The 25,520-nt window shown below is 64.0% G+C and carries 29 protein-coding genes and 1 pseudogene; 16 read left to right on the forward strand and 14 right to left on the reverse strand.

The window, feature by feature from the left end:
* Window positions 1–10: 10 nt before the first annotated feature.
* From cysW to V1293_RS28220, 5 genes are all read left to right on the forward strand, one after another.
* Window positions 11–928: a sulfate ABC transporter permease subunit CysW gene (cysW, locus tag V1293_RS28200; protein ID WP_334514038.1), complete on the forward strand. Its 918-nt coding sequence runs from the start codon at window positions 11–13 to the stop codon at window positions 926–928.
* Entirely contained in the window at window positions 918–1,967 is a 1,050-nt protein-coding gene (locus V1293_RS28205; protein WP_334514040.1) for a sulfate/molybdate ABC transporter ATP-binding protein, read from the forward strand. The genes cysW and V1293_RS28205 overlap by 11 nt, the downstream gene beginning before the upstream one ends.
* 184 nt (window positions 1,968–2,151) lie before the next feature.
* Window positions 2,152–2,649 (forward strand): CAP domain-containing protein, encoded by a 498-nt coding sequence (locus V1293_RS28210; protein ID WP_334514041.1) that lies wholly within the window; start codon window positions 2,152–2,154, stop codon window positions 2,647–2,649.
* A gap of 136 nt (window positions 2,650–2,785) precedes the next feature.
* Complete coding sequence (locus tag V1293_RS28215; protein ID WP_334514043.1) at window positions 2,786–3,961, forward strand: patatin-like phospholipase family protein; 1,176 nt, start codon at window positions 2,786–2,788, stop codon at window positions 3,959–3,961.
* A 6-nt stretch (window positions 3,962–3,967) separates the two neighbouring features.
* Window positions 3,968–4,756, forward strand: a complete 789-nt coding sequence (locus V1293_RS28220) for a 3-hydroxybutyrate dehydrogenase (RefSeq protein ID WP_334514045.1) — start codon at window positions 3,968–3,970, stop codon at window positions 4,754–4,756.
* 29 nt (window positions 4,757–4,785) lie between these two features.
* On the opposite strand, the gene V1293_RS28225 is transcribed toward V1293_RS28220, so the two are convergent.
* The 4 genes from V1293_RS28225 to V1293_RS28240 all read right to left on the reverse strand — a co-directional run bounded on the left by V1293_RS28225 (window position 4,786) and on the right by V1293_RS28240 (window position 7,767).
* Window positions 4,786–5,616 (reverse strand): sulfite exporter TauE/SafE family protein, encoded by an 831-nt coding sequence (locus V1293_RS28225; protein WP_334514046.1) that lies wholly within the window; start codon window positions 5,614–5,616, stop codon window positions 4,786–4,788.
* A 200-nt stretch (window positions 5,617–5,816) separates the two neighbouring features.
* Complete coding sequence (locus tag V1293_RS28230; protein WP_334514047.1) at window positions 5,817–6,110, reverse strand: type II toxin-antitoxin system RelE/ParE family toxin; 294 nt, start codon at window positions 6,108–6,110, stop codon at window positions 5,817–5,819.
* Window positions 6,107–6,343, reverse strand: coding sequence for a hypothetical protein (locus V1293_RS28235; RefSeq protein ID WP_334514048.1), 237 nt, complete (start codon window positions 6,341–6,343; stop codon window positions 6,107–6,109). The genes V1293_RS28230 and V1293_RS28235 overlap by 4 nt, the downstream gene beginning before the upstream one ends.
* Window positions 6,344–6,399: 56 nt before the next feature.
* Window positions 6,400–7,767: an oligosaccharide flippase family protein gene (locus V1293_RS28240; protein WP_334514050.1), complete on the reverse strand. Its 1,368-nt coding sequence runs from the start codon at window positions 7,765–7,767 to the stop codon at window positions 6,400–6,402.
* 200 nt (window positions 7,768–7,967) lie between these two features.
* Here V1293_RS28240 and V1293_RS28245 point away from each other — a divergent pair, with 200 nt between their 5' ends.
* Window positions 7,968–8,219, forward strand: a complete 252-nt coding sequence (locus V1293_RS28245) for a hypothetical protein (protein WP_334514052.1) — start codon at window positions 7,968–7,970, stop codon at window positions 8,217–8,219.
* 160 nt (window positions 8,220–8,379) lie between these two features.
* On the opposite strand, the gene V1293_RS28250 is transcribed toward V1293_RS28245, so the two are convergent.
* A complete protein-coding gene (locus V1293_RS28250; RefSeq protein WP_334514055.1) occupies window positions 8,380–9,216 on the reverse strand; it encodes a protein-disulfide reductase DsbD domain-containing protein in 837 nt (278 codons plus the stop codon).
* A gap of 135 nt (window positions 9,217–9,351) precedes the next feature.
* On the opposite strand from V1293_RS28250, the gene V1293_RS28255 reads away from it, so the two are divergent.
* The gene (locus tag V1293_RS28255) at window positions 9,352–10,002 is read left to right on the forward strand and encodes a YqgE/AlgH family protein (RefSeq protein WP_334514057.1); all 651 of its coding nucleotides are present in this window, start codon (window positions 9,352–9,354) and stop codon (window positions 10,000–10,002) included.
* A gap of 229 nt (window positions 10,003–10,231) precedes the next feature.
* On the opposite strand, the pseudogene V1293_RS28260 reads toward V1293_RS28255, so the two are convergent.
* Window positions 10,232–11,117: pseudogene (locus tag V1293_RS28260) on the reverse strand (TauD/TfdA dioxygenase family protein).
* 98 nt (window positions 11,118–11,215) lie between these two features.
* Complete coding sequence (locus V1293_RS28265) at window positions 11,216–11,995, reverse strand: SDR family NAD(P)-dependent oxidoreductase (protein WP_334514059.1); 780 nt, start codon at window positions 11,993–11,995, stop codon at window positions 11,216–11,218.
* 97 nt (window positions 11,996–12,092) lie between these two features.
* Between V1293_RS28265 and V1293_RS28270 the strand changes: the two genes are divergently transcribed.
* The 3 genes from V1293_RS28270 (at window position 12,093) to V1293_RS28280 (ending at window position 13,837) form a co-directional block, all read left to right on the forward strand.
* A complete protein-coding gene (locus V1293_RS28270) occupies window positions 12,093–12,611 on the forward strand; it encodes a GNAT family N-acetyltransferase (RefSeq protein WP_334514061.1) in 519 nt (172 codons plus the stop codon).
* 26 nt (window positions 12,612–12,637) lie between these two features.
* Window positions 12,638–13,372 (forward strand): SDR family NAD(P)-dependent oxidoreductase, encoded by a 735-nt coding sequence (locus V1293_RS28275; protein ID WP_334514062.1) that lies wholly within the window; start codon window positions 12,638–12,640, stop codon window positions 13,370–13,372.
* Window positions 13,373–13,462: 90 nt separating this feature from the next.
* Complete coding sequence (locus V1293_RS28280; RefSeq protein ID WP_334514064.1) at window positions 13,463–13,837, forward strand: CsbD family protein; 375 nt, start codon at window positions 13,463–13,465, stop codon at window positions 13,835–13,837.
* Between the two features lie 105 nt (window positions 13,838–13,942).
* Here the strand turns inward: V1293_RS28280 and V1293_RS28285 are convergent, their stop codons facing one another.
* Window positions 13,943–15,667 (reverse strand): SGNH/GDSL hydrolase family protein, encoded by a 1,725-nt coding sequence (locus V1293_RS28285; protein ID WP_334514066.1) that lies wholly within the window; start codon window positions 15,665–15,667, stop codon window positions 13,943–13,945.
* A 225-nt stretch (window positions 15,668–15,892) separates the two neighbouring features.
* A complete protein-coding gene (locus V1293_RS28290) occupies window positions 15,893–17,257 on the reverse strand; it encodes a lytic murein transglycosylase (protein WP_334514068.1) in 1,365 nt (454 codons plus the stop codon).
* 243 nt (window positions 17,258–17,500) lie between these two features.
* Between V1293_RS28290 and galU the strand changes: the two genes are divergently transcribed.
* Window positions 17,501–18,379, forward strand: coding sequence for a UTP--glucose-1-phosphate uridylyltransferase GalU (galU, locus tag V1293_RS28295; RefSeq protein WP_334514070.1), 879 nt, complete (start codon window positions 17,501–17,503; stop codon window positions 18,377–18,379).
* Between the two features lie 484 nt (window positions 18,380–18,863).
* Here galU and V1293_RS28300 read toward each other — a convergent pair whose 3' ends face one another.
* Window positions 18,864–19,949: an AbrB family transcriptional regulator gene (locus V1293_RS28300; RefSeq protein ID WP_442894295.1), complete on the reverse strand. Its 1,086-nt coding sequence runs from the start codon at window positions 19,947–19,949 to the stop codon at window positions 18,864–18,866.
* Between the two features lie 132 nt (window positions 19,950–20,081).
* The gene (locus tag V1293_RS28305) at window positions 20,082–20,345 is read right to left on the reverse strand and encodes a PsiF family protein (protein WP_334514071.1); all 264 of its coding nucleotides are present in this window, start codon (window positions 20,343–20,345) and stop codon (window positions 20,082–20,084) included.
* Window positions 20,346–20,522: 177 nt separating this feature from the next.
* On the opposite strand from V1293_RS28305, the gene V1293_RS28310 reads away from it, so the two are divergent.
* The gene (locus V1293_RS28310) at window positions 20,523–21,029 is read left to right on the forward strand and encodes a hypothetical protein (RefSeq protein ID WP_334514072.1); all 507 of its coding nucleotides are present in this window, start codon (window positions 20,523–20,525) and stop codon (window positions 21,027–21,029) included.
* A gap of 41 nt (window positions 21,030–21,070) precedes the next feature.
* On the opposite strand, the gene V1293_RS28315 is transcribed toward V1293_RS28310, so the two are convergent.
* Window positions 21,071–21,676, reverse strand: coding sequence for a TetR/AcrR family transcriptional regulator (locus V1293_RS28315; RefSeq protein ID WP_334514074.1), 606 nt, complete (start codon window positions 21,674–21,676; stop codon window positions 21,071–21,073).
* Window positions 21,677–21,774: 98 nt separating this feature from the next.
* On the opposite strand from V1293_RS28315, the gene V1293_RS28320 reads away from it, so the two are divergent.
* The 4 genes from V1293_RS28320 (at window position 21,775) to V1293_RS28335 (ending at window position 24,050) form a co-directional block, all read left to right on the forward strand.
* Window positions 21,775–21,990 carry a thioesterase family protein gene (locus V1293_RS28320; RefSeq protein WP_334514076.1) on the forward strand — a complete coding sequence of 72 codons (216 nt, stop codon included), beginning with the start codon at window positions 21,775–21,777 and terminating at the stop codon, window positions 21,988–21,990.
* A gap of 5 nt (window positions 21,991–21,995) precedes the next feature.
* Window positions 21,996–22,472, forward strand: a complete 477-nt coding sequence (locus V1293_RS28325) for a PaaI family thioesterase (RefSeq protein ID WP_334514077.1) — start codon at window positions 21,996–21,998, stop codon at window positions 22,470–22,472.
* Window positions 22,473–22,562: 90 nt separating this feature from the next.
* The gene (locus tag V1293_RS28330; protein ID WP_334516957.1) at window positions 22,563–23,348 is read left to right on the forward strand and encodes a sulfite exporter TauE/SafE family protein; all 786 of its coding nucleotides are present in this window, start codon (window positions 22,563–22,565) and stop codon (window positions 23,346–23,348) included.
* 30 nt (window positions 23,349–23,378) lie between these two features.
* A complete protein-coding gene (locus V1293_RS28335) occupies window positions 23,379–24,050 on the forward strand; it encodes a DsbA family protein (RefSeq protein WP_334514078.1) in 672 nt (223 codons plus the stop codon).
* Between the two features lie 74 nt (window positions 24,051–24,124).
* Here the strand turns inward: V1293_RS28335 and V1293_RS28340 are convergent, their stop codons facing one another.
* Together V1293_RS28340 and V1293_RS28345 are read right to left on the reverse strand one after the other, a co-directional pair.
* Window positions 24,125–24,331, reverse strand: a complete 207-nt coding sequence (locus V1293_RS28340) for a hypothetical protein (RefSeq protein ID WP_334514080.1) — start codon at window positions 24,329–24,331, stop codon at window positions 24,125–24,127.
* Between the two features lie 53 nt (window positions 24,332–24,384).
* Window positions 24,385–25,455: a phospholipase gene (locus tag V1293_RS28345; RefSeq protein WP_334514082.1), complete on the reverse strand. Its 1,071-nt coding sequence runs from the start codon at window positions 25,453–25,455 to the stop codon at window positions 24,385–24,387.
* Between the last annotated feature and the right edge of the window lie 65 nt (window positions 25,456–25,520).

A 25,520-nucleotide genomic window follows, 5' to 3' on the forward strand; every position in this document is an offset into this window, starting at 1 on the left:
GGGCCGGTCGATGTCGACGCAAACGAGCTTTGTTACTCCGGCGACGCCGCTAAGGATCTACACGTCCACGGCGGCCCGCGCGGTGGCTTCGCCGAAGGATTTGCGAACCGAGCCCGCACCCGTCCGCTTCGTCATCATCGCGCTTGCCGTCACCTTCCTTACCGTCTTTGTGGTGCTGCCGCTGGTCGTGGTGTTCGCATCGGCCTTTTCGAAAGGCATCAGCGCCTATTTTTCTGCGCTGGCCGAGCCGGAGGCGCTGTCGGCGATCCAGTTGACCTTGCTGGTGGCGGCGATTTCGGTTGGCCTCAATCTCGTGTTCGGCGTGATCGCGGCCTGGGCGATTGCGAAATTCGATTTTACCGGCAAGACCTTCCTGATCACGCTGATCGACCTGCCGTTCTCCGTCAGCCCGGTTATTTCCGGCCTCGTCTTCGTGCTGCTGTTCGGCGCGCAGGGTTATTGGGGCACGTGGCTGCAGGCGCACAACATCCACATCCTGTTCGCGGTGCCCGGCATTGCGCTGGCGACGATTTTTGTGACGTTCCCGTTTGTCGCCCGCTCGCTCATTCCGCTGATGCAGGAGCAGGGCACGCAGGAGGAGGAAGCGGCGACCTCGCTCGGAGCGTCAGGCCTGCAGACCTTCTTCCGCGTCACTCTGCCCAATATCAAATGGGGCCTGTTGTATGGCGTACTCTTGTGCAACGCGCGCGCCATGGGCGAGTTCGGCGCGGTGTCTGTCGTGTCGGGTCATATCCGCGGCGAGACCAATACCATGCCGCTGCTGGTCGAGATTCTCTACAATGAGTATCAATTCGTGGCGTCGTTTGCGATCGCCTCGCTGCTGGCGATGCTGGCCCTGATCACGCTGGTCGTGAAGACCGTTCTCGAACAGCGTCTGGACGAAGGACAAATTCCAAGTGACCATTGAAGTCAAAAACATCGTCAAGAAGTTCGGCGCGTTCGCCGCCCTCGACAATGTCGATCTGAAGGTCGGCAAGGGCGAATTGCTGGCGCTGCTCGGCCCCTCCGGTTCGGGCAAGACGACGCTGTTGCGAATCATCGCCGGCCTCGACTGGCCGGACGCCGGCGAGGTGCGGATCGACGGCGAGGATGCGCTGGGACACGGCGCCAGCGAGCGCCATGTCGGCTTCGTGTTCCAGCATTATGCGCTGTTCCGCCACATGACGGTGTTCGAAAACGTTGCCTTTGGCCTGCGCGTGCAGCCGCGCGCCGTCCGCAAGGACGAGGCCACGATCCGCGCCCGCGTCAAGGAGTTGCTGGATCTGGTGCAGCTCGACTGGCTGGCCAACCGCTATCCCAGCCAATTGTCCGGCGGCCAGCGGCAGCGCATCGCGCTGGCGCGTGCGCTCGCCATCGAGCCGCGCATCCTGCTGCTCGACGAGCCCTTTGGCGCGCTCGACGCCAAGGTGCGGAAAGAGCTGCGGCAATGGCTGCGCTCGCTGCATTCCGAAATTCACGTCACCTCGATCTTCGTCACCCACGACCAGGAAGAGGCGCTGGAAGTCGCCAACCGCGTGGTTGTCATGGACAAGGGCCGTATCGAGCAGATCGGCACGCCGGGCGATGTCTATGACAATCCCGCCACCGCCTTCGTCCACGGCTTCATCGGCGAATCCATCGTGCTGCCGGTGGAGGTTGCCGGCGGCTCGGTGCGGCTCGGCGGCCGGCCGCTCAATATCGCCGCCGATGGCGCGGCCTCCGGCGCCTCAAAACTGTTCGTCCGCCGCCACGACATGCAGATCGGGCCGGCGGGAACCGGCTCGCTGGAGGGCGCGGTGCGCCATGTCCGCTCGTTCGGCCCGATTCAGCGGGCGGAGGTGGCGCTGACGGGCAGTGAGGGCAAGACCGTGATCGAGATCGATGCCCCCCGGGACCGGGAACTCCAGGCCGGCGAGATCATCGGCCTGCAGCCCCGCCGCTACCGGATCTTTGCGGCACAGGATTGACGGCGAAGTCGTCATTCCGGGGCGCGAAGCGAACTACGATGCGCGATTGCGCATCGGAGAATCTCGAGATTCCGGGTTCGATGCTTTGCATCGCCCCGGAATGACCGTGGATTTGGTCCCCCGTTCACCATTCAGCCACGGTTGGTATGCAACAACGGCCGTCCAGCTTTGGGGGATTCTTTCAGTGAAACGGGCGACTACCGCCATTATCGGGCTTTTTCTGCTTGCCGGCTGCTCGGCAGACGTCAAAATCCCGGATCAGCCGGCCATGTATCTCGACATGGCCCAACCCGGCGCCACGCTCGATACGGTCGCCGCCGCGACCATGATCTCGCAATACCGCCAGAACAACGGCCTCGGCACCGTGGTGGTCGATCCCGAGTTGATCAGGCTCGCCGAGCAGCAGTCGCAGGCGATGGCGGCGCGCAACAAGATGGACCACAATGTGAAGGGTCCGCTGGACAAGCGGCTGGGGGCCTCCGGCTATCCGGCGACGGTCGCGGTCGAAAACATTTCGGCCGGATATCACACCCTGGCGGAGGCCTTCTCCGGCTGGCGCGACTCGCCGCCGCATAAGGCCAACATGCTCAAGAACGGTGTCACAAAATTGGGCATCGCGGCGACTTATGCTCCAGGCACCAAATACAAGGTGTTCTGGACCCTCATCCTTGCATCAACCTGAAGCAGGCCCGGTTACGGGCTTCGATGCCTCACAGGGCGGTAAACTCGGCGTGATCCTTGCTTCGATCTCGCCGATTGACGCCGTCGCGAACTGCCGCCACGGTGCCGGCCTCTCTGTCCACTGATCGACGGTCACGATGGATCATTCAAACCCCGCGCCCGCAACCACGCCTGCCAAAGCGCAGCGCGTGCTGGTCCTGCAGGGTGGCGGCGCGCTCGGCTCCTATCAGGCAGGCGCCTTTCATGCGCTGTGCCGGGCCGGGTTCGAACCGGAATGGATCGCGGGCATTTCGATCGGCGCCATCAACGCCGCGATCATCGCCGGCAATGAAGGCGAGAAACGCGTCGACCGGTTGAAAGAGTTCTGGGAGATGGTGTCGTCCCCGGTGCCGTGGAATCCCGTCACAAACGGCGACCGCGCGCGCTCGCTGTTCAACGAAACCAGCGCCGCGCTGATCGCGACCTTCGGCGTGCCCGGCTTCTTCACACCGCGTATTCCGCCCGCGCCCTTGTGGCCGCCGGGCAGCCCGCAATCGCAGAGCTATTATGACACCGCGCCGCTGAAGAAGACGCTGGAGCGGCTGGTCGACTTCGACCGCATCAACGATCTCAAGACGAGGCTGAGCGTCGGCGCGGTCGGCGTGACCTCGGGCAATTTCAGATATTTCGACAATTTCGAGTTCAGGAAGCTCGGCAAGAAGATCGGGCCGGAGCACATCATGGCGTCCGGCGCGCTGCCGCCGGGATTTCCTTCCGTCGAGATCGAAGGCGAGCATTACTGGGACGGCGGCATCGCCTCCAACACGCCGCTGGATCACGTGCTGGGCGAGGAGAGCAACCGCGATCTGCTGATCTTCCAGGTCGATTTGTTCAGCGCGCGCGGCGATTTGCCGACGTCGCTGCTCGAGGCCGCCGAGCGTGAAAAGGACATCCGTTTTTCCAGCCGCACCCGCATGAGCACCGACAAGAACAAGCAGGTGCACAATATCCGCAAGGCGATGCGCGAGCTGCTCGGAAAATTGCCGGATCATCTCAAGAACGATCCGTTGGCAGAGATTCTCTGCAAAGCCGCCCAGGAAAACACCGTCACCGTGGTGCACCTGATCTACAAGAGCAAGAATTACGAATCCTCTTCGAAGGATTACGATTTTTCGCATGTCGCCATGCTCGAGCATTGGAACGCGGGCGTCCGCGACGTTCATCTGTCGATGCGTCACAAGGATGTGCTCGAGCGCCCGCAATCCGGCCAGACCATGATGGCTTACGATATGACGGGGAACGGTCCCAAATCCCGCGGAGGCAAGCAGGAGTGAATTGATATGGGTACATTAAAAGGCAAAACCGCCGTCGTGACCGGCTCGACCAGTGGCATCGGACTGGCATATGCGCGCGCTTTCGCCGGCGCTGGCGCCAATATCGTTATCAATGGCATGGGCGTCCCGGCCGATATCGAGCGCGAGCGTTCCGGCATCGAAACCGACTTCAAAGTCCGCGCGGTGCATTCGCCTGCCGACATGACCAAGCCCGTCGAAATCGCCGAAATGGTCGCGCTCGGCGAGAAGACCTTCGGCTCGGTCGATATCCTCGTCAACAATGCCGGTATCCAGTTCGTCGCCCCGATCGAAGAGTTTCCGATCGAGAAATGGGACGCGATCATTGCGATCAATCTGTCATCGGCATTTCATGCCATCCGCGCCGCCGTGCCCGGCATGAAGAAGCGCGGCTGGGGCCGCATCATCAACACCGCTTCCGCGCATTCGCTGGTGGCTTCGCCCTTCAAGTCGGCCTATGTCTCGGCCAAGCACGGCATCGCCGGGCTGACAAAAACGGTGGCGCTGGAGCTTGCGACCTTCAAGATCACCTGCAACTGCATCAGCCCGGGCTATGTCTGGACGCCGCTGGTCGAGCACCAGATCCCCGAGACCATGAAGGCGCGCAACATGACCAAGGAGCAGGTCATCAAGGACGTGCTTCTTGACGCCCAGCCGACCAAGGAGTTCGTGACGTCAGAGCAGGTTGCTGCGCTGGCACTGTTCCTGTGCAGCGACGATGCAGCCCAAATCACCGGGTCCAACTACTCCATCGACGGCGGCTGGACCGCGGAGTAGGAAATTGCGAACGGCCCCCGGGAGTGCGCCTAATGGGCAGCGCTCCCGGTAACGGCCGCGATACTTGCCGTCGACAAGTGCAACTCATTGAAGCCAAGCTTGCCGGCGACCAGAACAAGAACGGTGGCGAGTAGCAGCCTCAGCACCGTCTCCGGGACGCGGACCGCACAGTAACTACCGATCACGATGCCGGGCAGCGAGCCTATCAGCAGCACACCCATCAGCGCCCAGTCGACCGAACCCAGCGCCCAGTGGCCGATGCCGGCGACCAGCGTCAGCGGCACGGCGTGTGCAATGTCGGAGCCAACGATGCTTGCCATCGGCAGGCGCGGATAGAGCAGCAACAGCGCGGTGACGCCAACCGCGCCAGCGCCGACCGACGATATCGAAACCAGCACACCAAGCGCCACGCCGACCAGCACGGTCGCGTTGCCAGTCGTCGAGGCGCCGAGCCGTTCCATGCGCTGGCGGTATCGATCCATGATCGCCTTGCGGAAAATCAACGACGTCGCCGTGAGAATGAGCGCAAAGCACAGCACCAGATTGACCAGGCTGCGCGCGGCTTCTCCGTTGAGTTCGAGCTGCCACAGCACAAGCAGCGTGACGACGCTCGCCGGGATGCTGCCGCTGGCGAGACGGATCACCGCCGGCCAGTGAATGCTGCGGGCCACGCCATGCACCAGGCTGCCGCCGGTCTTGGTCGCCGCGGCGTATAGCAGGTCGGTGCCGACGGCGGTCGACGGATGGATGCCGAACAGCAGGATCAACAACGGCGTCATCAACGAGCCACCGCCGACGCCGGTCATCCCGACCAGCAGGCCGACGCCGAATCCCGAGGCAACATAAAGCGGATCAATCATTTCCGGGTGCAAGTTCCATTTCGCATATGCGAATATATATCAACGCAGGAGATAAACGTCCTATCGATGGCGGATCAGGCGAAATAAGAATATTTCATGCGCGCACCGGAATCCGGTGGTTGTTTTCCCCAATTTGCCGGTGCAGGGCGATACCGATGTTCTGCCTCGTCGATGGTGTCGGCCGTCCGGGCGGAACCCCATCAGTCGATCGTGTTCACAGGCCGTCGCGACGTGTGTCGAATGTGCAAGATATCGATCGTGTCGTTGCGCACGCGATAGAAAATCCGGAACGGATAACGCACGACGGTTACGACATGGACCTGAGATCGCTGCGAGACTTTCGGAGCAGATTCAGGGATGCGGCAAATGCGGTCAACGACATCTTCCAGCCGCCGTCCGACAGAATCAGCTATCGCGGGGCTTGCGCTGGCCGCGTAATAGGCCGAAATCCCATCGAGATCAGCGAGTGCTCGTCTTGAATAGACGAGCTTCATGCCTGGCGAAATTTTGCAAATGCCGTCGTGATTTCACCGTCGGTCGCGGTCTCGCCGGCGTCGATCGAGGCCATGGCCGCGTCAATGATCCGCAGTTCCTCTTGAGTCGCCTGATAGTACTGCCCTTGCAATTCATTCTCGATCTGGTTTGCGATCGCAACAAGCTCATCCTGTGCCTCTTCGGGCCAGGTTTGAGCGCGTTCCAGCAAATTCTTCAGGTCGGTCACGGTCATGGGAAGAATATATCATGCAGGCGGTTGTGTTCCAACCGTTCCAGTGGGCTCCAGGATCAGCGCTTCCCGAACGCCAGCACGTGCAGTCCGAGGCGCCGGCGCACGATCCAGAACAGCAGCACCGTCTCGAACGCCAGCGAGATCGAGGTCGCGGCCGCGGCGCCGTGGCCGCCGAAGCGCGGCACCAGCATCACGCACAGCACGACGTTCATGACGAAGGCGAGCGCATAGGCCAGCGCGCAGATATGCTGGTGGCCGAGCATGTTGAGCAGCCGCTCGACCGGGCCGATGGCGGAGCGCACCACGAGGCCGACAGCGGCAATGAACATGATGTCGTAGCCGACTAGGAATTGCGGTCCGAACAGCGACAACAGCGGCTTGCCCAGCGCCAGCAACAGGATGGTCGCGGCCAGCGATGGCCAGAACGTCCACTGGATCGCGTGCGCCACATAGGCCGACAGCCGCGGCCTGTCGCCCTGCGCGTGATACTCGGCAAAGCGATGCGCCGTCGTCGCCGCCATCGCGTAGTGAATGAAGGAGACCAGCGCCAGCGTCTTCACGACAGCGAAATAGACGCCGACTTCTTCGGAGGAGCGGAACTGCTGCAGCACCAGCACGTCGGTGTAGGACAGCAGCAGGTAAAAGCTTTCCACCAGCAGGGTCGGCAGCGAGACCGCGAGCCAGCCGCGGAAGTCATAGGCCTTGGGGCCGGGCTCGATGTGGCCGCCGAGCCTGCGGTTGAGCACGATCATCTGGCCGATCATCGCGATCCAGACCGCGGCGGCGCTGGCCCACATCGCGGCGGTGGCGCCGAGATTGAAGCCGAGCACGAAGGCGCCGGCGGTCAGGCCGATGATCAGCGACTGCCGCACGATGAATTGCGGCATCAGGCCGAGCTGCATCCAGTCATGCGAGCGGGCGATGCCGTCCTGGGTGTTGGCGACGACAAATGCCGGCAGCGTCAGGCAACCGATATAGAGGGGAACGATCGCGTTGGCGTCGATCCATGGCGACAACCCCCTCACCACGCCCGCCAGCAACAGCGCGACGATGGAGGAGACGGCGAGCGTCATCCAGCGGCTGCCGGAGAGGAAGCCGCGCAGCAGGGCATGCTCGCCCCGGGTGCGGTATTCCGGAATGATCTTCTGCGCGGATGCCGAGATGCCGAAATCCATCATGCTGCCGAGCAGCAGCACCCAGGTCCAGACATAGACATAGACGCCGTAATCCGAGCCGCCCATCCAGCGCGCCAGCAGGATCTGCGCGAAATAGGCGAGCGCTGCGCTGAAGACGCGGATGATGAAGATTGTGCCGGCCAGCCGCCTGGTGACGGAAGCCTCACTGGAGCCGCCAAGCAGCGCACGCAGGCGCGCGATCACGCCGGCGGGCGGAGCGGTTGCGGATTGCGTATCCATCACGGCCACAAGGGTGCATCCCCGAAACGCGCCGCGAGGCGGCGGCGATGCCCGGATGTATCAACCATTCGTTAAGATTCGGTTGGGTGGGAGGCTGCCGGGGGCCATTCACCAAGATCGCCCGGCCCACGCAATCCAGCTCGCTGGAACTTTTCCGGCCTTTTCCAACTTTAAGCTCCGGCCGCATTGTGTGGCCGGGGAGGAGAAATATGAAACTGCTTGTTACCGCTATTACAGTCGCCACTGCGCTGGCCTTCAGCCCGGCTTCCGCGAAGATGGCTTGCACGAGCGAAAACATGGCCAAGCTCGTCACGTCCAGCAACGCTATGCCTGACAGTCCCGGCAAGGCGGCGATGATGAAGGAGATGGGCGCGGCAAATGCCGCTATGGCGAAGGGCGATATGCGGGGTGCTTGCAAGAGCTATATGCGCGCCCAGCAGATGAGCGGTCAGAAAGGTTAGACAGTATTCTGCAGGAGAGCCGGCGCGGCCGGTTCTCCTCGGGTCGAAAGCATTCGCTGCACTGACTCGGAAAAGCCCGCTATCGCGAGGAGGTGTTTCTTGCGCGCTGGCGGAAGCTGGAGCCGCTTGGCGGGGGCTGCGCCTATACTGCCGGCGGACGTCAATTCAAATTGACATTGAACTCGTAGGCCCGGTCGCCGCCGACCAGCGTCAGTTTGAGCGCGGCGCCTTCAGGGATGGCGCCGGGCGGCAGGCCGTCGAGCTCAAAGGCAAAGCGTTTGATGCCGGGCGGGCTTGGCTCGACGAGCCTGGGAACCGGCAGCGCCCAGTCCGGCGTCGGCCCCTCGACGAACAGGGTGACTTCCTTGGCCTCGGGCGCTGTCACGTCGACCAGCACGTTGCTCTTTCCCTCGCGCTTGACGTCGCGGATGGTCAGCGGATTGGGGTCGCCGATATTGGCGGGCTTCGGCACCGTATTGAGCGCATCGGACAAATTGCCGTCCTCGGTGCTTGCCACGCTGGCAAAGGCCAGTTCGGCATGGGCTTCGACGGGAATGCAGAGCTTGTCGCAAACCGCGTAGCTGATATTGGCCCGCAGCGTCACCGGCTTGTCGGCGTTTTTGGCGACGATCCGCAACGGCAGCACGACCTGCTGCTTGTATCCCAGCGCGGTGCCGCCGGCGCCATCGTCGAATTTCTTCGGCGCCGGCCACAGCACGGTCACGGCTTCGACATTGTCCGATTTGGAGAAGTCGAAGCGGGGCGGAACGCCGGAATCGCCGGGCGTCCGCCAATAGGTCTTCCATCCCGGCTGCAACTGGATGGCAACGCCGCCGAGCAGCACCGTGCCGCTGCGCGATCCCGCCAGCAACCGCACTGCGGAATGCGCGTCACGTTGCCACGGCGACGCATCCTCGGCGCGAACCTCCGACGTCGCGCACGCGACACACAAAGCGGCGACGCCGAGCGCGGCGCGCAGGGGAACCATCACGATCATGGGACGTCTTTACAGGCAAGTTGCGGCGCAAACCATTGAATTGCGTGTGATCGGCAGGCGAATGGCGCCGGAAGCTTGATTGACAGAAACCGCACCCGATATCAGGATATGAATCAGCAAGAGAGGCCTTTGCGGATGAGCCCTGAAGGCAAGACACCGAAGCCCGTTCGCCGCAAAGCTGCCGGCATTGGCGACAATTCGTCCTCCGGCGGCTACCTGGACGGCCGGCTGCTGATTGCCATGCCGGTCATGGGCGACCCGCGCTTCGAGCGCTCCGTCATCTACATGTGCGCGCATTCGTCCGAGGGGGCGATGGGCATCATCGTCAACCGTCCGGCCGGCAGCATCGATTTTCCCGGGCTATTGGTCCAGCTCGACATCATCCAGAAGGCCGACCAGATCAAGCTGCCGGAAAACGCGGAGACCATGCAGGTGCTGAAGGGCGGCCCGGTCGACACCGGCCGCGGCTTCGTGCTGCACTCGAGCGATTTCTTCATCCAGGATGCGACGCTCAATATCGACGACGGCATCTGCCTGACCGCGACGGTGGACATCCTCAAGGCCATCGCCAAGGGCACCGGACCGAAGCACGCGATCCTGGCGCTGGGCTATGCCGGCTGGGCGCCGGGCCAGCTCGAGGACGAGATCCAGCACAATGGCTGGCTGCATTGCGACGCCGACCCGGAGCTGATCTTCGGCGACGATGTCGACGAAAAATACCAGCGCGCACTGCAAAAGATCGGCATCGACCCCGGCATGCTGTCGAACGAGGCCGGGCACGCGTAGGCGTGTTTTAGCGAGCATTCACAACAAGCACAGCGTCGTCCCTGCCTAGTGCGCAATTGCGCACGGGCGAAGGGACCCATACGCCGCGGCCTGCGTAATGGGCACACTGGGCGACGGCTTCGCTCAACAACTCACAACAGCAACCGGCTAACGCAGCGCGTCTGCTACCGCACCTCATCGATGGATCACGCGGTATGGGTCCCTGCGTTCGCAGGGACGCCGGAGGATATTACTCCGCCGCCTGCTGCTGCACCGTCGGCTCGGTGCCGGCTACCGTCGCACGTCGCATGTCGCGGGGCTGCGACTGGTCGTAGCGTCGCACGCGGTGCATGGTCTGGCGGTTGTCCCACATCACGAGGTCATGCACGGTCCATTTATGGACGTGGACGAATTCCGGCTGCGTGGCATGCTCGGTGAGATCGCGCAGCAGCAGCCGCGCCTCGGGCATGCTCATGCCCTGAATCGCGCCCGCGTGCGATGACAAATACAACGACTTGCGGCGGTGCACCGGATGCGTCCGCACCAGCCGCTGCAGCACCGGCTTGAACATCGCTTTTTCTTCGTCGCTATAATCCAGGAAGCCGAGCGAGCCGCGCGAATACATCAGCGAATGCTCGCAGATCATGTCCTCGATCTCGGCCTTGGTGTCGTCGTCGAGCGCGTCATAGGCTGCGCGCATGTCGGCGAATTCGGTGTTGCCGCCCTTGGGGTTCACGACCCGCGCCGACAAAAGCGAAAATTTTGCCGGGATCGGGCGGAACGAACTGTCGGAATGCCAGAGACAATTGCCGAGATTGAACAGATGGGTGCGGCTATCGCGCGGCAACGGCTTGCCGTCCTTGCCGAGATTGGAGACGGTTCAGCCCCGTGGTTAACCGGTAATCTTCCTTCTTGGTGATGTTGCCGCCGCGCGATGTCTCGCGCTCGCCGAAATTCAGCGCGAAGGCCAATTGCTGTTCGTCCGTGATGTCCTGGTTGCGAAACAGCAGCACGGCGTATTTGTCCATGCCGGCCTCGATGTCGGCCGCCTCCTGCGGCGTCAGGGGCTTTCGCAAATCAACGCCCGAAACCTCGCCGAAAAAATGCGGATGAAGCTGCCGGATCGTGACCGTCATGGCGTTTCTCCCAAAAGCCGCGGGCGGGTTAACCCGCTTCGTTTGTCAGAAAAATTACTCCCTGACGTGCCCAAGTCAACGCTGCGGACGCATGCCCGTTACGCGTTTCGCGCCATCAACCCGCCATCCACGGGGATAACCGCGCCGGTCAGGAAGGAGGCCGCCGGCAGGCACAGGCTCAGCGTCATGTGCGCCACCTCTTCGGGCTCGCCGTAGCGGCCGAGAGCGGTGCGGCGCTTGGCGTAAATCGTCTTGTGTTCTTCGGAAATGCGCTCGGTGATCGCGGTGCGGATCGGGCCCGGGCAGATGCAGTTCACGGTGATGCCCTCGCGGCCGAGCTCTACCGCAAGCGAGCGCGTCAAGCCGGTAACGCCGGCTTTCGCCGCCGAATAGGGGCTGTGCAATGCAGTCGCGCCGAGCGCCTCGGTCGAGGCGATGTTGACGATGCGCGGGCTCTTCGAGCGGCGCAGATGCGGCAACGCGGCGCGGATGATGCGCGGATGCGCGGTCAGCATTACGGCCAGCGCCTTGGCCCAGGCCGCTTCATAATCCTCGTCGTCGATCGCGACGCGCACGGAGACGCCGGCATTGTTGATGACGATATCGAGGGAGCCGAAATGAGCGGCGATGTCATTGACGACCTTGATGATGTCGTCAGGCTTTGCGACGTCGAGCGTCCATGCCTTCGCCGAACCGCCGGTTGTGGTGATCTCGCCGGCGACGGCCTGGGTGGTCTCGGCGTTGATATCGGTGACGGCGACGTTGGCGCCCTCGGCTGCGAACACGAGCGCGGTGGCGCGGCCCATGCCGCTGGCGGCGCCGGTGACGAGAACGGTCAGACCTTTGACCGAGCGGCTGAGCTCTTTGAAATCCGACATGGAATGACTCGCGGAATGGGAACTGATCGCGGTGCAGGATTGACAAGGCTGGCACCGATCCGCAGACAGGTCAAACCAGGCAGGAACAGGTGCAACGGTGGCCGATATTCCCCCTCTGCAGATTCGTCGCCTCGAGACTTCAGACACCGCCCTCTACAGGGACATCCGGCTGGAGGCGTTGCAAAGAAATCCCGAGGCTTTCTCCAGCACGTTTGAGAGAGAAAACGCGCAACCGCTGTCGTGGTTCGAAGCGGTCGTTGGCCGCACAGATATCTTCGGCGCATTCCTCGACGGAGTGCTGGTGGGAATAGCCGGATACGCCGCGCAGGAAGGTTCGAAGCAAGCGCATAAGGGGCTGCTTTGGGGGATGTATGTTCGAACCGCTGCGCGAAATTTGGATCTTGGAAAAAGACTTGTCGCGGCAGTGCTCGACCATGCGGAGGGGCGCGTTGAGATGGTTCAGCTGACTGTGGTGAACGAGAACAAGGCTGCGTGCCGGCTTTACGGTGTCATGGGCTTTGTCGAGTACGGCTATGAAAAGCGAGCCCTCAAGCAGGACGGCCGACATTACGACGAGGTTCTGATGGTCAAATTCCTCGACGAAGGCGTCAGTTAAAACACAATCAAAAAGGATCGCGAGCGATGAACGAACTGGATTTCAGCGGCAGGCAGGTGCTGGTGGTCGGCGGCTCCAGCGGCATCGGTAACGGCATCGCGCAGGCCTTCCGCGCCAAGGGCGCGCGTGTCGCCGTCTGCGGTACCCGCGCAAGCGCAGCCGATTATTCGCCCGGCGAAGGGTCGCATCTCGAAGGTCTCGATTACTTCCGGCTCGACGTCAGCGACGCGCAGGCGATCGGAGCCTTCAAGCCGCCGTTCGAAAAGCTCGACGTGCTGGTGCTGGCGCAAGGCGCGGTGATCTACCGCCGCGGCGAATTCGAGATGGATGGCTTTCGCAAGGTCGTGGAAGTCAATTTGATGAGCCTGATGGCGTGCGCAACCAGATTTCAGGCGATGCTGAGCGCGAGCCAAGGGTCGCTGATCATCGTCAGTTCGACCGCCGCCTTTCATTCCACCATGGGCAACCCGGCTTACAACGCCTCGAAGACCGGCGCCGTGGGCTTGACGCGCACGCTCGGCGAGGCGTGGGCCGAGAACGGCATCCGCGTCAACGGCATCGCGCCGGGCCTGGTCGACACCAAGATGACCAAGGCGACGACATCAAATCCGAAACGCCTCGAAGGCGCGCTGGAGCGGATCCCGCTGAAGCGGCTCGGCACGCCTGCCGACATGGCCGGCGCGGCGCTGTTCCTGGCCTCGCCGTTGTCGTCCTACATCATCGGCCAGACCATCGTGGTCGATGGCGGGCTTATACTTTGAGCCGAGCGTTCTGAACCGAGGCATTTCGAGCGCTTCAGGAACCCGGAGGGGGCTCGCCGGTTAGGTCCGCAGAAAACAGGAGTGACCGCAATGGACAAGGATCGGATTGCCGGCTCGGCCAAGGATTTCGCAGGTAGGGTCGAAAGCACTGTCGGCGACTTAGCGGGCGATGCGAAGGCGCAAGCCGAGGGCCGCGCGCGCGAAGCGGCCGGCACGGTGCAAAATATCTACGGCCAGGCCAAGGATGCCGCCCGCGACGCCACGGATGCCGCCGTCAACTATGCCAAGGATGCCTATGAACACAGCGGCGACACCGTTCGCAGCGGCCAGAAAGCGGTGGCGAAAGCCGTGCAGGAAAATCCGCTCGGCGCGCTGCTCGTCGCAGGTGGAATTGGTTTTGCGCTGGCGCTGTTGATGACACGCCCGCCGCGCCGCCCGCCGCCGCGCTGGCGCTATTACGGATAAGTCGTCATCCCCAAGTAACGGTGTCGCCGCCGAGAAGCGCCGCATCGTTCGGATCCGGCGATGCGAAGCATCGGAGGCGCGCGATGCGCGCGTCTTCCTGAGACGTCAGAAGCGCGTGAGATTGCCCGGCGGAACCTCGGCCGATCGTCCGACGCTGCCCGGCGGGCGCGGCACGCCCGGGGCCGCCGGTCCACGCGGCGGTGCGGCCGCGGGCGGCGCGGGCTGGCGCGGCGTGCCGAAGCCGAAGAAGTCGCGCAGCGATGGCTGCGCGCCGTTCTGGGCGGGGCGAATCTGCTGCGGAAGAATCTGCTGCGGAATCTGTGGCTGCTTCTTCTGTTGCTGCAGCGTTTGCTGCGGCGGCGGAAGCAAGAGCTGCTTCTGTCCGGGCACTGCAGCCACCGTTCCGCCCGGCGCGGTGGCCGCAACCGGCGTATCGCCCTTGGCCTGCTCGCGGCCGATTTCCCGGCGCGGCCAGGCGTAATCGTCGGCGCGGCCGGCCGGCGGCGCCAGCGCCTCACCCTTGACCAGCGTGCGCGCAGCGAGCGCATCGACCGCCGCCGGGCGCGTGCCGGGACCGCCGAGCAACTGATCGGTGCCGACGGACGAGGCCACCAGCGGCATCACCGGTCCGGCCAGCGGACGCGGCGCCGGCTGGCCGGGCGCGACATTGGCCTCCGGCGTTGCCGGCTCGATCGGCACGGCAATCGGCCCGGAGCGGGAAGCGAGCAGGCGCGTCACCTCCCGCTCGACATAATGTGCGAGCTTGCGCGCGCCGGGCCTGGTGAAGAACACGCCGTCGGCGGTGCGCAACTGCCGGATCTGACCTTCGAAGTCGGGCCCTTTTTGCAGGAAGCGGCCGGCTTCATCGACAAAGCCGTCCCAGATATCGACATAGGTGATGCCGGCCTTGCCCGCGCCGTCGCGATACAGCGCATCCAGGAACAGCATGTCGGATGTTCCCTTCTGCCCGCGGATCGCAGGCAGGCCGACCCACAACACCGGCACGCCTTTGGATTTCAACACGCCAATCAGCTCTTCGATCTTCTTGGCGTAGAGTTCGACCCAGCGCTCGTCGCGGAATTCGTAGAGCCCGCCGCCCGCGCGTGCGCTCTTTTCGGAGTTGGCGGTTTGCGGCGTGTCGTTGTCGGCCGCGTCGTCAAGCGACAATTCGGCGTCGACCGGCTTGTCGTCGCGTTTTGCCGCGTCAGCCGAGCCTTCCGGTTTCGGCTTGGCGTCCGCCGGCTTGGCGTCGGGCTTGCCGCGCGCGTCCTTCTTGTCGGTCTTCTTCTCGGTGACCGCCTCGCGCATGGCCACGCGATCGTTGAGGCCGAGCATGACGACGATGGCGTCAGGCTTTTCGGTGGCGAGGATGCCCTTGGCGGCCGCGGCCCAATCGGCGGGCTCGCCGCGCGGCTGATATTTGATCAGGCCCGAGACGGTCTTGTGCTTGCGGATCACGCCCATGTCGGGCTGCTCGGCATAGGCGTCTTCCAGGCCATAGCCGAGCCAGTCGGCCATGGCGTCGCCCAGCACCAGCACGTTACGTTCCGGCACCGTGTCGCGCTTGGCGGGCCCAGGCGCACGGGAGAAATCCTGCCGCGGCGCCTGCGGTTGCTGCTGCTGTTGGAATGGCGCAAAGAAATCGCCGCCGAACCAGCCGCCGCCACGCTGCGGCGCTTGCCGCTGCGGCGGCCCGCCAAAGCCGCCGAAATTGAAAAACTGCGCGGAAGCCGGTCCCACGATCCCGACCAAAAGCGCGATCGCAACCGCCAGCACCACCAGCGGGCCGGTGTCGGTAAACACGCGCAAAAAGGACTTTGGCTTTCGCATCCGGCTCGGTCGCAATGGGTCGTGATGTGTCAATTATAGTAGCGGAATCGGGCCGCAAGCGGGCAGATTTTCCCCATAAACCGGGGTTCCGGCCCGACCGTCAAGGCTTTCGCCGAATTGGGGTTTTCAGGGTTGGTTTCGGGGCGGAAAAACCTGACTTTCATAGCATTTTCGAGCGAAGTAGAGACCGGTTCGCGTGAAGAAAACGCGTCAAAACCAAAGACATTACCGCCCCCGCAGCCGCTCCAGTACGTCGGAAGAGGCAAATCCGTCCGCCGGCGCCCCGATTGAGGCCTGGAAGCTGCGAAGCGCCTCCCGCGTCTGGCCGCCGAACTGGCCGTCCGGCGTACCCTTGTAGAAGCCGCGCTGGGCCAAAAGCTGCTGCAGTTCCAGCCGTTCGGCGCGCGACAGCACCCGTTCCTGCCGCGGCCAGGGCTGCACGAAGGCGGGTCCGCCGCGCAGCCGGTCGGCAAAATGACCGATCGCCAGCGCATAGGCCTCCGCGGGGTTGTATTTCATGATCACCCGGAAATTCTGCAGCATCAGGAAGCCGGGCCCCTGCGCGCCGGCAGGCGCCAGCAGGTAGGCCTTCTCGGTTGCGTCAGGGAACGGCTTGCCATCGGCTCGCTTTATTCCCTGGCCCTGCCACTGCACGATCGTCATCGCCTTGGCCTTGTCCGCCAGCATGAAATTAAAGCCCTCGGGCAGCACCACCTCGTAGCCCCAGCTCCGCCCGGTCTGCCAGCCGTCCTTCTTGAGGTTGTTGGCGGTGGAAGCGATCAGGTCGGCGGCGTTGTCGACGACGTCGCGACGGCCGTCGCCGTCGCCATCGACGGCGTAGCGCTTGAAGGCGGTCGGCATGAACTGCGTCGGCCCGAACGCGCCGGCCCAGGAGCCGCGCATCTGTTCGGGACGCAGATCGCCGCGGTTGAGGATTTCCAGCGCAGTGAGGAACTCGTCCTTGAAATAGCTCTGGCGGCGGCCGACGCAGGCCAGCGTCGCCGTCGACTGCACCACGTTACGGTCGCCCATCTGCGTCGAGTAGTTCGATTCGATGCCCCAGATCGAGGCGATCGCGTAGCGGTCGACGCCGTAGGCTTTCTCCGCCGCGTCGAACTGCGGCTTGTATTTCGCGAGGATCTCGCGGCCCCTGGCGAGGCGGTTGTCGTTCACGAGGATGTCGAGATAGTCCCAGATCGCCTTGGTGAATTCGGGCTGTGAATCCATCAGGTCCATGATGCGCAGATCAGGCTCGAGACCTGCGGTGAAGCGCTCGAAATTCGCTTGGGTGATGTTGCGCCGTGCGGCATCAGGCCACATCGAGGCGACGCAATTTTGAAAGTTCGCAGCCGCCTCCCGGATGGCGGAGGCGGTCATCAGGGGATGGCCGGAGGCGCCGTCCTCGCCGCTCCAGGGCGGCGGGCCGCCGTCCGGGCCGGGCGCGGCCTGCGGCGCCGGGCCGGACTTCGGACCGGAAAAGATGTTGCCCAAAAAGTCCGAAACTCCGTTGCCGGAGGATTGGGCTTGAGATTGGCTGCTGGAACACAACAGCGCGGCCGCGATTATGATCGCGCCGGTTCGATTGCTCATCGCTCGTTCCATCAGACCCATGCCGTGCCCGTCCGTCGCAACCAATCCCGTGCCAGAAGGCCCTGTCACGGTTTCCAATAGCTTAACAGAGGGGATTTTGTTGTCGCGACCGGGGCGTGCAAGGGGAGGCGAGGTGGCCACCATACATCCGCCTTTGTTCAGGGCTGCAAACCGGCTATCAACGTGCAATCAAAGCACTTTCCTCATTTCCAAAGTTCTCAATATCAAGGCCCCCGACATCCCATGAAAATCCGCAAAGCCGTCTTCCCGGTCGCCGGTCTCGGCACCCGCGTCCTGCCCGCCACCAAGGCGATGCCGAAGGAAATGCTGACCATCGTCGACAAGCCGCTGATCCAGTACGTGGTCGACGAGGCCAAGGAGGCCGGCATCGAGCACTTCGTCTTCGTCACCGGGCGCAACAAGGGCGTGATCGAGGATCATTTCGACCGGATGTTCGAGCTCGACACCACGCTGGCCGCGCGCGGCAAGAAGGCCGAGCAAGACATCCTGGCGCGCGACCAGCCCGCGGCTGGCGCCATGAGTTTCACCCGCCAGCAGGCACCGCTCGGCCTCGGACACGCGGTCTGGTGCGCGCGCGACATCGTCGGCGACGAGCCGTTCGCGGTGGTGCTGCCGGACGAACTGGTGCTGAACAGCCCGGGCTGCCTGAAGCAGATGATCGAGGCTGCGGCCAAACTTGGCGGCAAGTCGAATCTGCTGGCGGTGGAGGCGGTGCCGGACGACCTCACCCATCAATACGGCATTTGCGGCGTCGGCAAGCGGCTCGCGAAAAACATGTTCGAGGTCGACGGCATGGTGGAGAAGCCGCCGAAGGGCACGGCGCCGTCCAACCTGTCGATCACCGGGCGCTACATCCTGCAGCCGGAAATCTTCAAGATTCTCGAGACTCAGGAGCGCGGCGCGGGCAACGAGATCCAGCTCACCGATGCGATGAAGACCCTCGCCAAAACGCAAAGCTTCTACGGCGTGGAGTTCGCGGGCGAGCGGCACGATTGCGGCTCGAAATCCGGTTTCCTGCGCGCCAACATCGCCTACGGCATGGCGCGCGACGACCTTCGCGACGGCTTGCGCGCGGAGATGAAGAAGTATCTGGAGAAGTGAGGAGAGCAACGCGACGCGCTGCTCTCCTCATTCCGGGATGGTCCGAAGGACCAGACCCGGAATCTCGAGATTCTCAGGTGCGCAATTGCGCACCATAGTTTGATGCTTCGCATTGCCCCGGAATGACAACTCCTAAGCCACCAGCGCGAGCTGGGGGATCGCGGCGAGCACCGACTGATTGCGGCCATTGGCCTTGGCCGCGGAGAGCGCCTTGTCGGCCGCTTCGATGAATGCGCAAGACGTACGCGCAGGAAGCGTACGGCGAAGTCGTGTGGTCCTGACGCCGCGGTGCCGGCGTCAAGTTGCGCAGATTTATTTTTGCGTAGCGACGGTGGCAGGAAAGCCGTTCACCGGGGAGCGCCTATAAGCCGTAAAGCCATTGCGCAGGGAAGGCCGGGATGCTCCCGCTGGACCTGTATGCTCGTGTGCCGCCTTTTGCCGCGTGCATTGGCACGCGAGACATCCGCCGGCAATGACGGGCACCCTAATCGTCGACATCCTCCTGGGGCCGCCCGAACAGATGCACGATGCCCGGCGTCGTGATCGAGACGAACACGAAGCGCGACAGGTGATGGGCGCCGACGAAAATCGGATCGATATGCAGCGTGAGCGCCAGCGCCAGCATGGCGTCCATCGCGCCCGGCGCGAACGCCACGACGACGTCGGCGAAGCGCACATGGGTGGTCAGCACGATTACCGTGACGAAGATTGCGGAAATGATGATGGCGACGGCGAACGAGCCCAGCGCCGCGTTGATGTGGCTGAGCAGCGTCGACTTCTTCACCCGCGCGAACCGCGTGCCGATCAGGGCGCCGATGCCGACCAGCGCCACGCCGCGCATCCACGGCGGCAGGCCACCCTCGATCATTCCGGTGCCGTGCAGTACGCTGGAAGCGATCATTGCGCCGAACATCCAGCTCGCCGGAAAACTCACCAGCCGCAGCACCAGCGCGACGGCGACCGACGCTGCGATCAGCCCGGCCAGTCCGGCCGGCGAGGCGATCGCCGTCGTGATGGTCGGCAACGCCGAAGGCCCTATTCCGGTCAACGCCAGCAGCAGCGGCAGTGCGGCCGTGAGAACGATCACGCGGACGGTCTGCACCACGGCAATGCCCGCGACGTCTGCGCCCTTCTCGGCGGCAAGGATGACAATTTGCGACAGCGCGCCGGGGCTGCCGGCGAGCAACGCCGAGGTCTGGTCCCAGCCGTGCACGCGCTGCAGGTAGAAGCTCGAACCGAAGGTCGAGCAGAACGTCGCCAGCGCCAAGAGGCCGATGGTCAAGGGATAGGCGCTCATGTGCTGGATCAATTGCCGCGACACCAGCGAGCCCAGCGTGATGCCGAGCAGCACCAGCACGGTCTGCGTCAGGATCGGCGGCATGGTGACCGGCCGCCCGGACAGTGCGGCGATGCCGACGGCGGCCATCGCGCCGGAAATCAGCCCGCCCGGCAGGTTAAGCCACAAAAACAGCAGGCCGCCGGCGGCGCCGATAACGAGCGTCTCGAGCGTGCCCAGAATTTTGGCACGGTCGGCAACAGCAGAGGACATCGAGGCGGGGATCAGGCTCACGCCGCCTTATGGCAAATCCGCACGCGAGGGACAAATGCGCCACGCGATTGCAGCAATGCGCGGCGGCGCCGGCGATGGCCCACCGGCGTCGTCAAAAAATTCGGCACGGCCCTCGCGCAGGAGGCGGGGCGGTTACTTCGCCTTTTCGGCGGCGGCCTTCTTGCACTCGGAGCGGAATTTCTTGCGCTCCTTGCCGTGAAGCCCCTTGGCATCGGCTTGCTTCGAACATTCGAGCGAGGCGGTGGTGCGCGGTTTCTCGGCCTTCTTTTCCGCCGGCGCCTTGGTTTCGGTCTTGGTCGCCTCGGTCTTGGCCGGGGCCGTGGTTTGCGCTGACGCGGAGCCCATGAGCAGAAGGGAAACGGCGATTGCAGTGGCGAGGGAGGATATTTTCGTCATGGGGCACCTCGGATTGAAACAAGGAGGCAAGCGTTGCGTTGCCATGCTGAACCGCAGGTGAATGGAGTTGAACAGGCTGACACAAAATTTTTTACCGGAGGGTCGGTCTGCGCGTTGTAGCAAGCTGTGGTTGCGCTAGGATGGCAGGCGCAGATGACTTCCCCAAGGAGACCAGGGATGACTATTCAAGCAAAAATACTGGGTGCGATTGCGGTGTCGGGTTTGGCTGCGTTTGCGATGACGACGTCGCCGGCGCAGGCGCTGACCGCGCAGGAATGCAGCGCCAAATACCAGGCCGCGAAAGCCGCCGGCACGCTCGGCGGCCAGAAGTGGAACGACTTCCGGAAAGCCCAGTGCGGCGCCGACGCTGCGCCGGCTGCCGCCGCCGCTCCGGCGGCTGCACCCGCTGCGGCTCCGGCGGCCGCGCCCAAGGAAGCCAGGAAGGAATCAAAGAAGGCAGCCAAGGAAGCTGCGGCGCCGGCCGCGCCATCAGGCCCCGCGGTCTATCCGAGCGCCGTCGATCCCAAATATTCCAAGGAGACCGCCGGCAAGGCGCGCATGCACACCTGCGTGGATCAGTACAACGCCAACAAGGCCACCAACGCCAATGGCGGGCTGAAGTGGATCCAGAAGGGCGGCGGCTATTACAGCGAATGCTCCAAGAAGCTGAAGGGCGCGGCCTAGCGGCAACGGAAAGCGGGCGCGGCCGGATGTTTCGGCCGCGCCTACAATTCGCGGAGCAATGTTTCGGCCGACTTCGCCATCAGTTGCGCGCGCTTGCGCGGGCCGCGTTCGAGAAACAGCAGGCTCTGGCCGAACACGAAGCAATAGAACAGGAACGCCTGCGCGTCGGCTTCCTCCGCCGGCAGGCCGGTGGCGCGATAGAGCTGCCCGACATTCTTCAGCCGCGCGACGTCGACGCTCGCCACCGCGTTGGCGGCAAGCTCGTCGGAGCGGGCCCATTGCCGGATCGCGAGCTCAACCGCCATGCCCTCGGTATTCATCCGCTCGGAGTAAAGCGCGATCAGCGCCTTCAGCCGTTCGCGGGCGGTGGCGCCATCGAGGCTGGTGTGTTTTTCGATCGCGGCGATGCGGCCCTCGCTCCAGCTTTGCAGCATGGCCTCGAGCAGCGCCGCGCGGTCGCGGAAGCGGCGGTAGAAGCCGCCCTTGGTGACCCCGAGGCTTTTGGCCAGCACCTCGACCCGCACCCCCTCGACGCCGGTCCGGGCGATTTCCCTCAGGCCGGCCTCGATCCAGGTCTCGTTGCGCACCTCGCCGGTCCGCGCGTCTGCCTTGGTGTCGCTCCTGGCGTCGCTGTTGGGGTCGCTCATCGTCCGGCCTCACCGAGTATTGATACGGTGCCGTATTGCTAACCCGCCGACACCATGATACGCTACCGTATCAGAATGAGAAAGGCGGGAGCGGAACGATGCAGACGGACGCGACCTATCGCGGCACGGTCTATCCCTGGCAATGCGATCATGTCGGGCACATGAACATCATGTGGCATGTCGGAAAATTCGACGAGGCGAACTGGAATCTGTTCGCCCGCGTCCACATGGACCGGCAGGCGCGGAAGTCGACGCCGTTCGCGGCCGCGATCCGCAACGCGGCTGCAAAGCATCTCGACCCGGCGATGGCGTGAGCCGCATGTTACGCTTCCAGCCGAAGAACCCGGATTATCGCGCGACCGCGATTCACACGTTCGAGCAGCAGCGCGCGATGAAGACGCTCGGCATTTCGATTGCGCGGCTGGAGCCGGGCGAGGTCGACCTGGCGATGGACTATCGGGTCGACCTCACCCAGCAGCACGGCTTCGTCCATGCCGGGATCATCACCGCAGGTCTCGACACTGCCTGCGGCATCGCCGCGTTCACGCTGATGCCGGCGGCAACGGGAATCCTCACCGTGGAATTCAAGACCAATCTGCTCGCGCCCGCGCGCGGCGAGCGGTTCGCCTTCCGCGCCACCGTCGTCAAGCCCGGCCGCACATTGACGGTGTGCGAGGCCCGCGCCTATGCAACGCATGACGGGGTCGAGACGTTGATCGCGACCATGAGCGGCACGCTGATGGCGCTGGCGGCCCGCGAGGGGGCCGCGAAGGACAGGGCGCGCGCGCCGGCCTGACCCTGATGCAGTGCATACTTATGCTATCGGCATAGCAGGACGTGAAAAATCCTTCTAAGGTCCCGCCGTGCAACTGAGTCTTTCAACTTGATCATCTCCGCCGCGCAGGGCGTGCTGGGACTGGCGTCGGGGATGCTGGTCGGGTTTTCGCTTGGCCTGGTCGGTGGCGGCGGCTCGATCCTGGCGGTGCCGTTGATGGTCTATGTGGTCGGCGTGGCCGAGCCGCATGTCGCGATCGGCACCAGCGCGATTGCGGTGGCGGCCAATGCCGCGATCAACCTGTCCAACCATGCGCGCGGCGGCACCGTGATCTGGTCCTGCGCGCTGATCTTCGCCGCAGCCGGCATGGCCGGCGCCTTCGGCGGCTCGATCCTCGGCAAGATGGTCGACGGCCAAAAACTGCTGGCGCTGTTTGCGCTGGTCATGATCGTCATTGCGCTTCTGATGCTGAAGACGCGCTCGCGCATCGGCCTGCCTGACGTCAAGGTCTCGATGTCGAACGTGCCGGCCATCGTCAGCCTTGGCCTCACGACCGGGACGATATCGGGATTCTTCGGCATCGGTGGCGGATTCCTGATCGTGCCGGCCCTGATGCTGGCGACCGGCATGCCGATCATGAACGCGGTGAGTTCGTCGCTGGTCGCGGTCACCGCGTTTGGCCTGACGACGGCCGCCAGCTATGCTTGGTCCGGGCTGGTGTCGTGGGCGTTGGCGGGGCTGTTCGTGGCGGGCGGCATCGCCGGCGGTTTGGCCGGCACGCGTTCGGCGCGCCACCTCGCCGAGCGCCGCGGCGCGCTCAATATCGTGTTCGCCGTGGCCATTATTGCGGTGGCGCTCTATATGCTGGCGCGTAACATATCCCTCTCTCCGGCGTAGACAGGGGATGCAGCCCTTCGCGAGACTCAAATGAAGCGATCGAATAATCCGGCCGGGACCAACCCGGGACGCACACGGCGCGAAGCGCTTGGCTTGCTGGGCGCGAGTGCGGCTCTCCTCGGCGCGGCACAGCGATCGGCGTTCGCGCAAGGCAGCGACGACGTGCTGACCGAAGCGCTGGTGCTGCGGGACCCTGATGTGCCCTCCACCGGCAATTCCGAGGGCGACATCAACATCGTCGAATGGTTCGACTACAATTGTCCCTATTGCCGCAAGATCGCGCCCGAGATCCAGCAGGTGGTGCAGGACGACGGCAACGTCCGCCTGGTCCTGAAGGATTGGCCGATCCTTGGCGAGGTCTCGAAGTTCGGGGCGCGGATAGCGCTGGCAGCCAGGTATCAGGACAAGTACATGGCCGCGCACGAGGCCATGATCGGCGTCAGCTCGAGACTGACCGAACCGCGTATCCGCGAATTGCTGGCCGGCGCCGGCATCGACATGGATCGCCTCAACCGCGACGCCACGACGAATGCCAAGGCGATCGACACCATCCTCGCCCGCAACCACGACCAGGCGATGGCGTTCGGATTCAAGGGAACGCCGTCGTTCATCGTCGGCAAGTTCCGCGTGCCGGGAATCCTGACCATGGCGGAATTCGAGATGGTGATTGCCGACGCGCGCAAGGCAAAGAAGACCAACTAGCGATCAGAAAAAACGCGCAGAAAAACGCCGTCGTGAGTGACGACGGCGTGATCCCTGCGCTCCTGGCGCCTGAATTACTTCGACGAGATCTTGACCCAATCCTCATGGGCGCGCGTCTTCAGCCTGTTCCAGTCGGCGGCCGCCACGTCCCAGTTGACGATGGTGCGATTGGCCTGCGCGACCTGGCCGTTCGCGACGCTCGACGTCTGTATGGAATCATAGACATAGACGCCGCAAACCAGCAGCAGCGCACCCAAGATCATTCCGACAAACGTCCGCATGGCAATCCCTCCGTGGCGGCTGATAACGCAGTGCCGGGAGGATGGTTCCGTGTCTACGGGCCGGCCAGCCAGTGCAAAATCTCCGCGTTCATCTCGCGCGGGTAGGTGTGGCTGAGATCATCGATCTCGCGATAGGTGACGTTAGCACCCGCGGCCGACAGCGCCCGGCTGGTCTGCCGCGCCACTTCCACCGGGAACATCCAGTCGAGCCGGCCGTGCACGATGTGAATGGGCAGGTCGCGCAGCCTGTCGGCGTCGGCCATTTCCGCCATCAGCGGATGAAACGTCGCCGATACCGGCGCGAGGTGGGTGAAGGGCGAGGCGCCATCGAAGCCCGTCACGTAGCAGAACGTACCGCCGTCGCTCATGCCGGTCAGCAGCATCCGCTCCGGATCGACTTTCCACCGTGCGCGCACGGAGTCCAGGATGCGCATCAGGTTCGGCGTATCGGTGTCGTTGCCCATCAAGGCCCAGGTGTTGCCGGTGGCGGTCGGTGCGACCAGGATCGCGCCGCGGCTGCGGGCGTCGCGCAGCCAGCTCCACAGGAAGCCGCGGCCATTGCCGCTGCCGCCGTGCAGCGCCATCACCAGCGGCCATGCGCGGTCGGGCGTGTAATATTCCGGCACGTAGAGTGAGAAGCCGCCGCGGCTGCCGGGCTCGTTCTGATTGTGAAAGACGCCGGTGTTTTCGTTGGCCGTCGCCCCCAGCCGCGCTGCGAGGCCGGCGTCGTCGCGCAGCGACGGATCGATGAAGTAGTCGTTCACCGGCGGCAATCTAGCCTTTAGCGCATACAGCGCCTCCTGCGCGCGCGGGGCATAACGAAGGGCACGAAAGACGTTGACGAACTCGCCATGGCCGTTTTGTACGACGCGCAGGGCCGCGAACGCCGCCAGCGCCGCATCGCTCGCCGTCTCCAGCGGGGTCTTGATATCTGCAAATTCCGCCGGCCATTGATCGAGCCGCGGACGCACGGCGCGCAAGGCTGCGTCCGGCTCGCCTGCCGCTTCCATCACGCCGTCGAAATCCGGCGGGTTCAGGTAGCGCGCGACGAAGCCCAGGGCTTCCAGCGATCGCAGCAGCGGCGGCAGCACGGCCACGATGTCGTCCACCACGGCCTCACTCATTGCGCATTCCCCGTCCCAAAGCGTTTTCCAGCGAAGCGTTTCCTCGGACCTGATCCGGGGATGGT

Origin of the sequence: Bradyrhizobium sp. AZCC 1693, from assembly GCF_036924745.1 — a bacterium.
Lineage (GTDB): Bacteria > Pseudomonadota > Alphaproteobacteria > Rhizobiales > Xanthobacteraceae > Bradyrhizobium.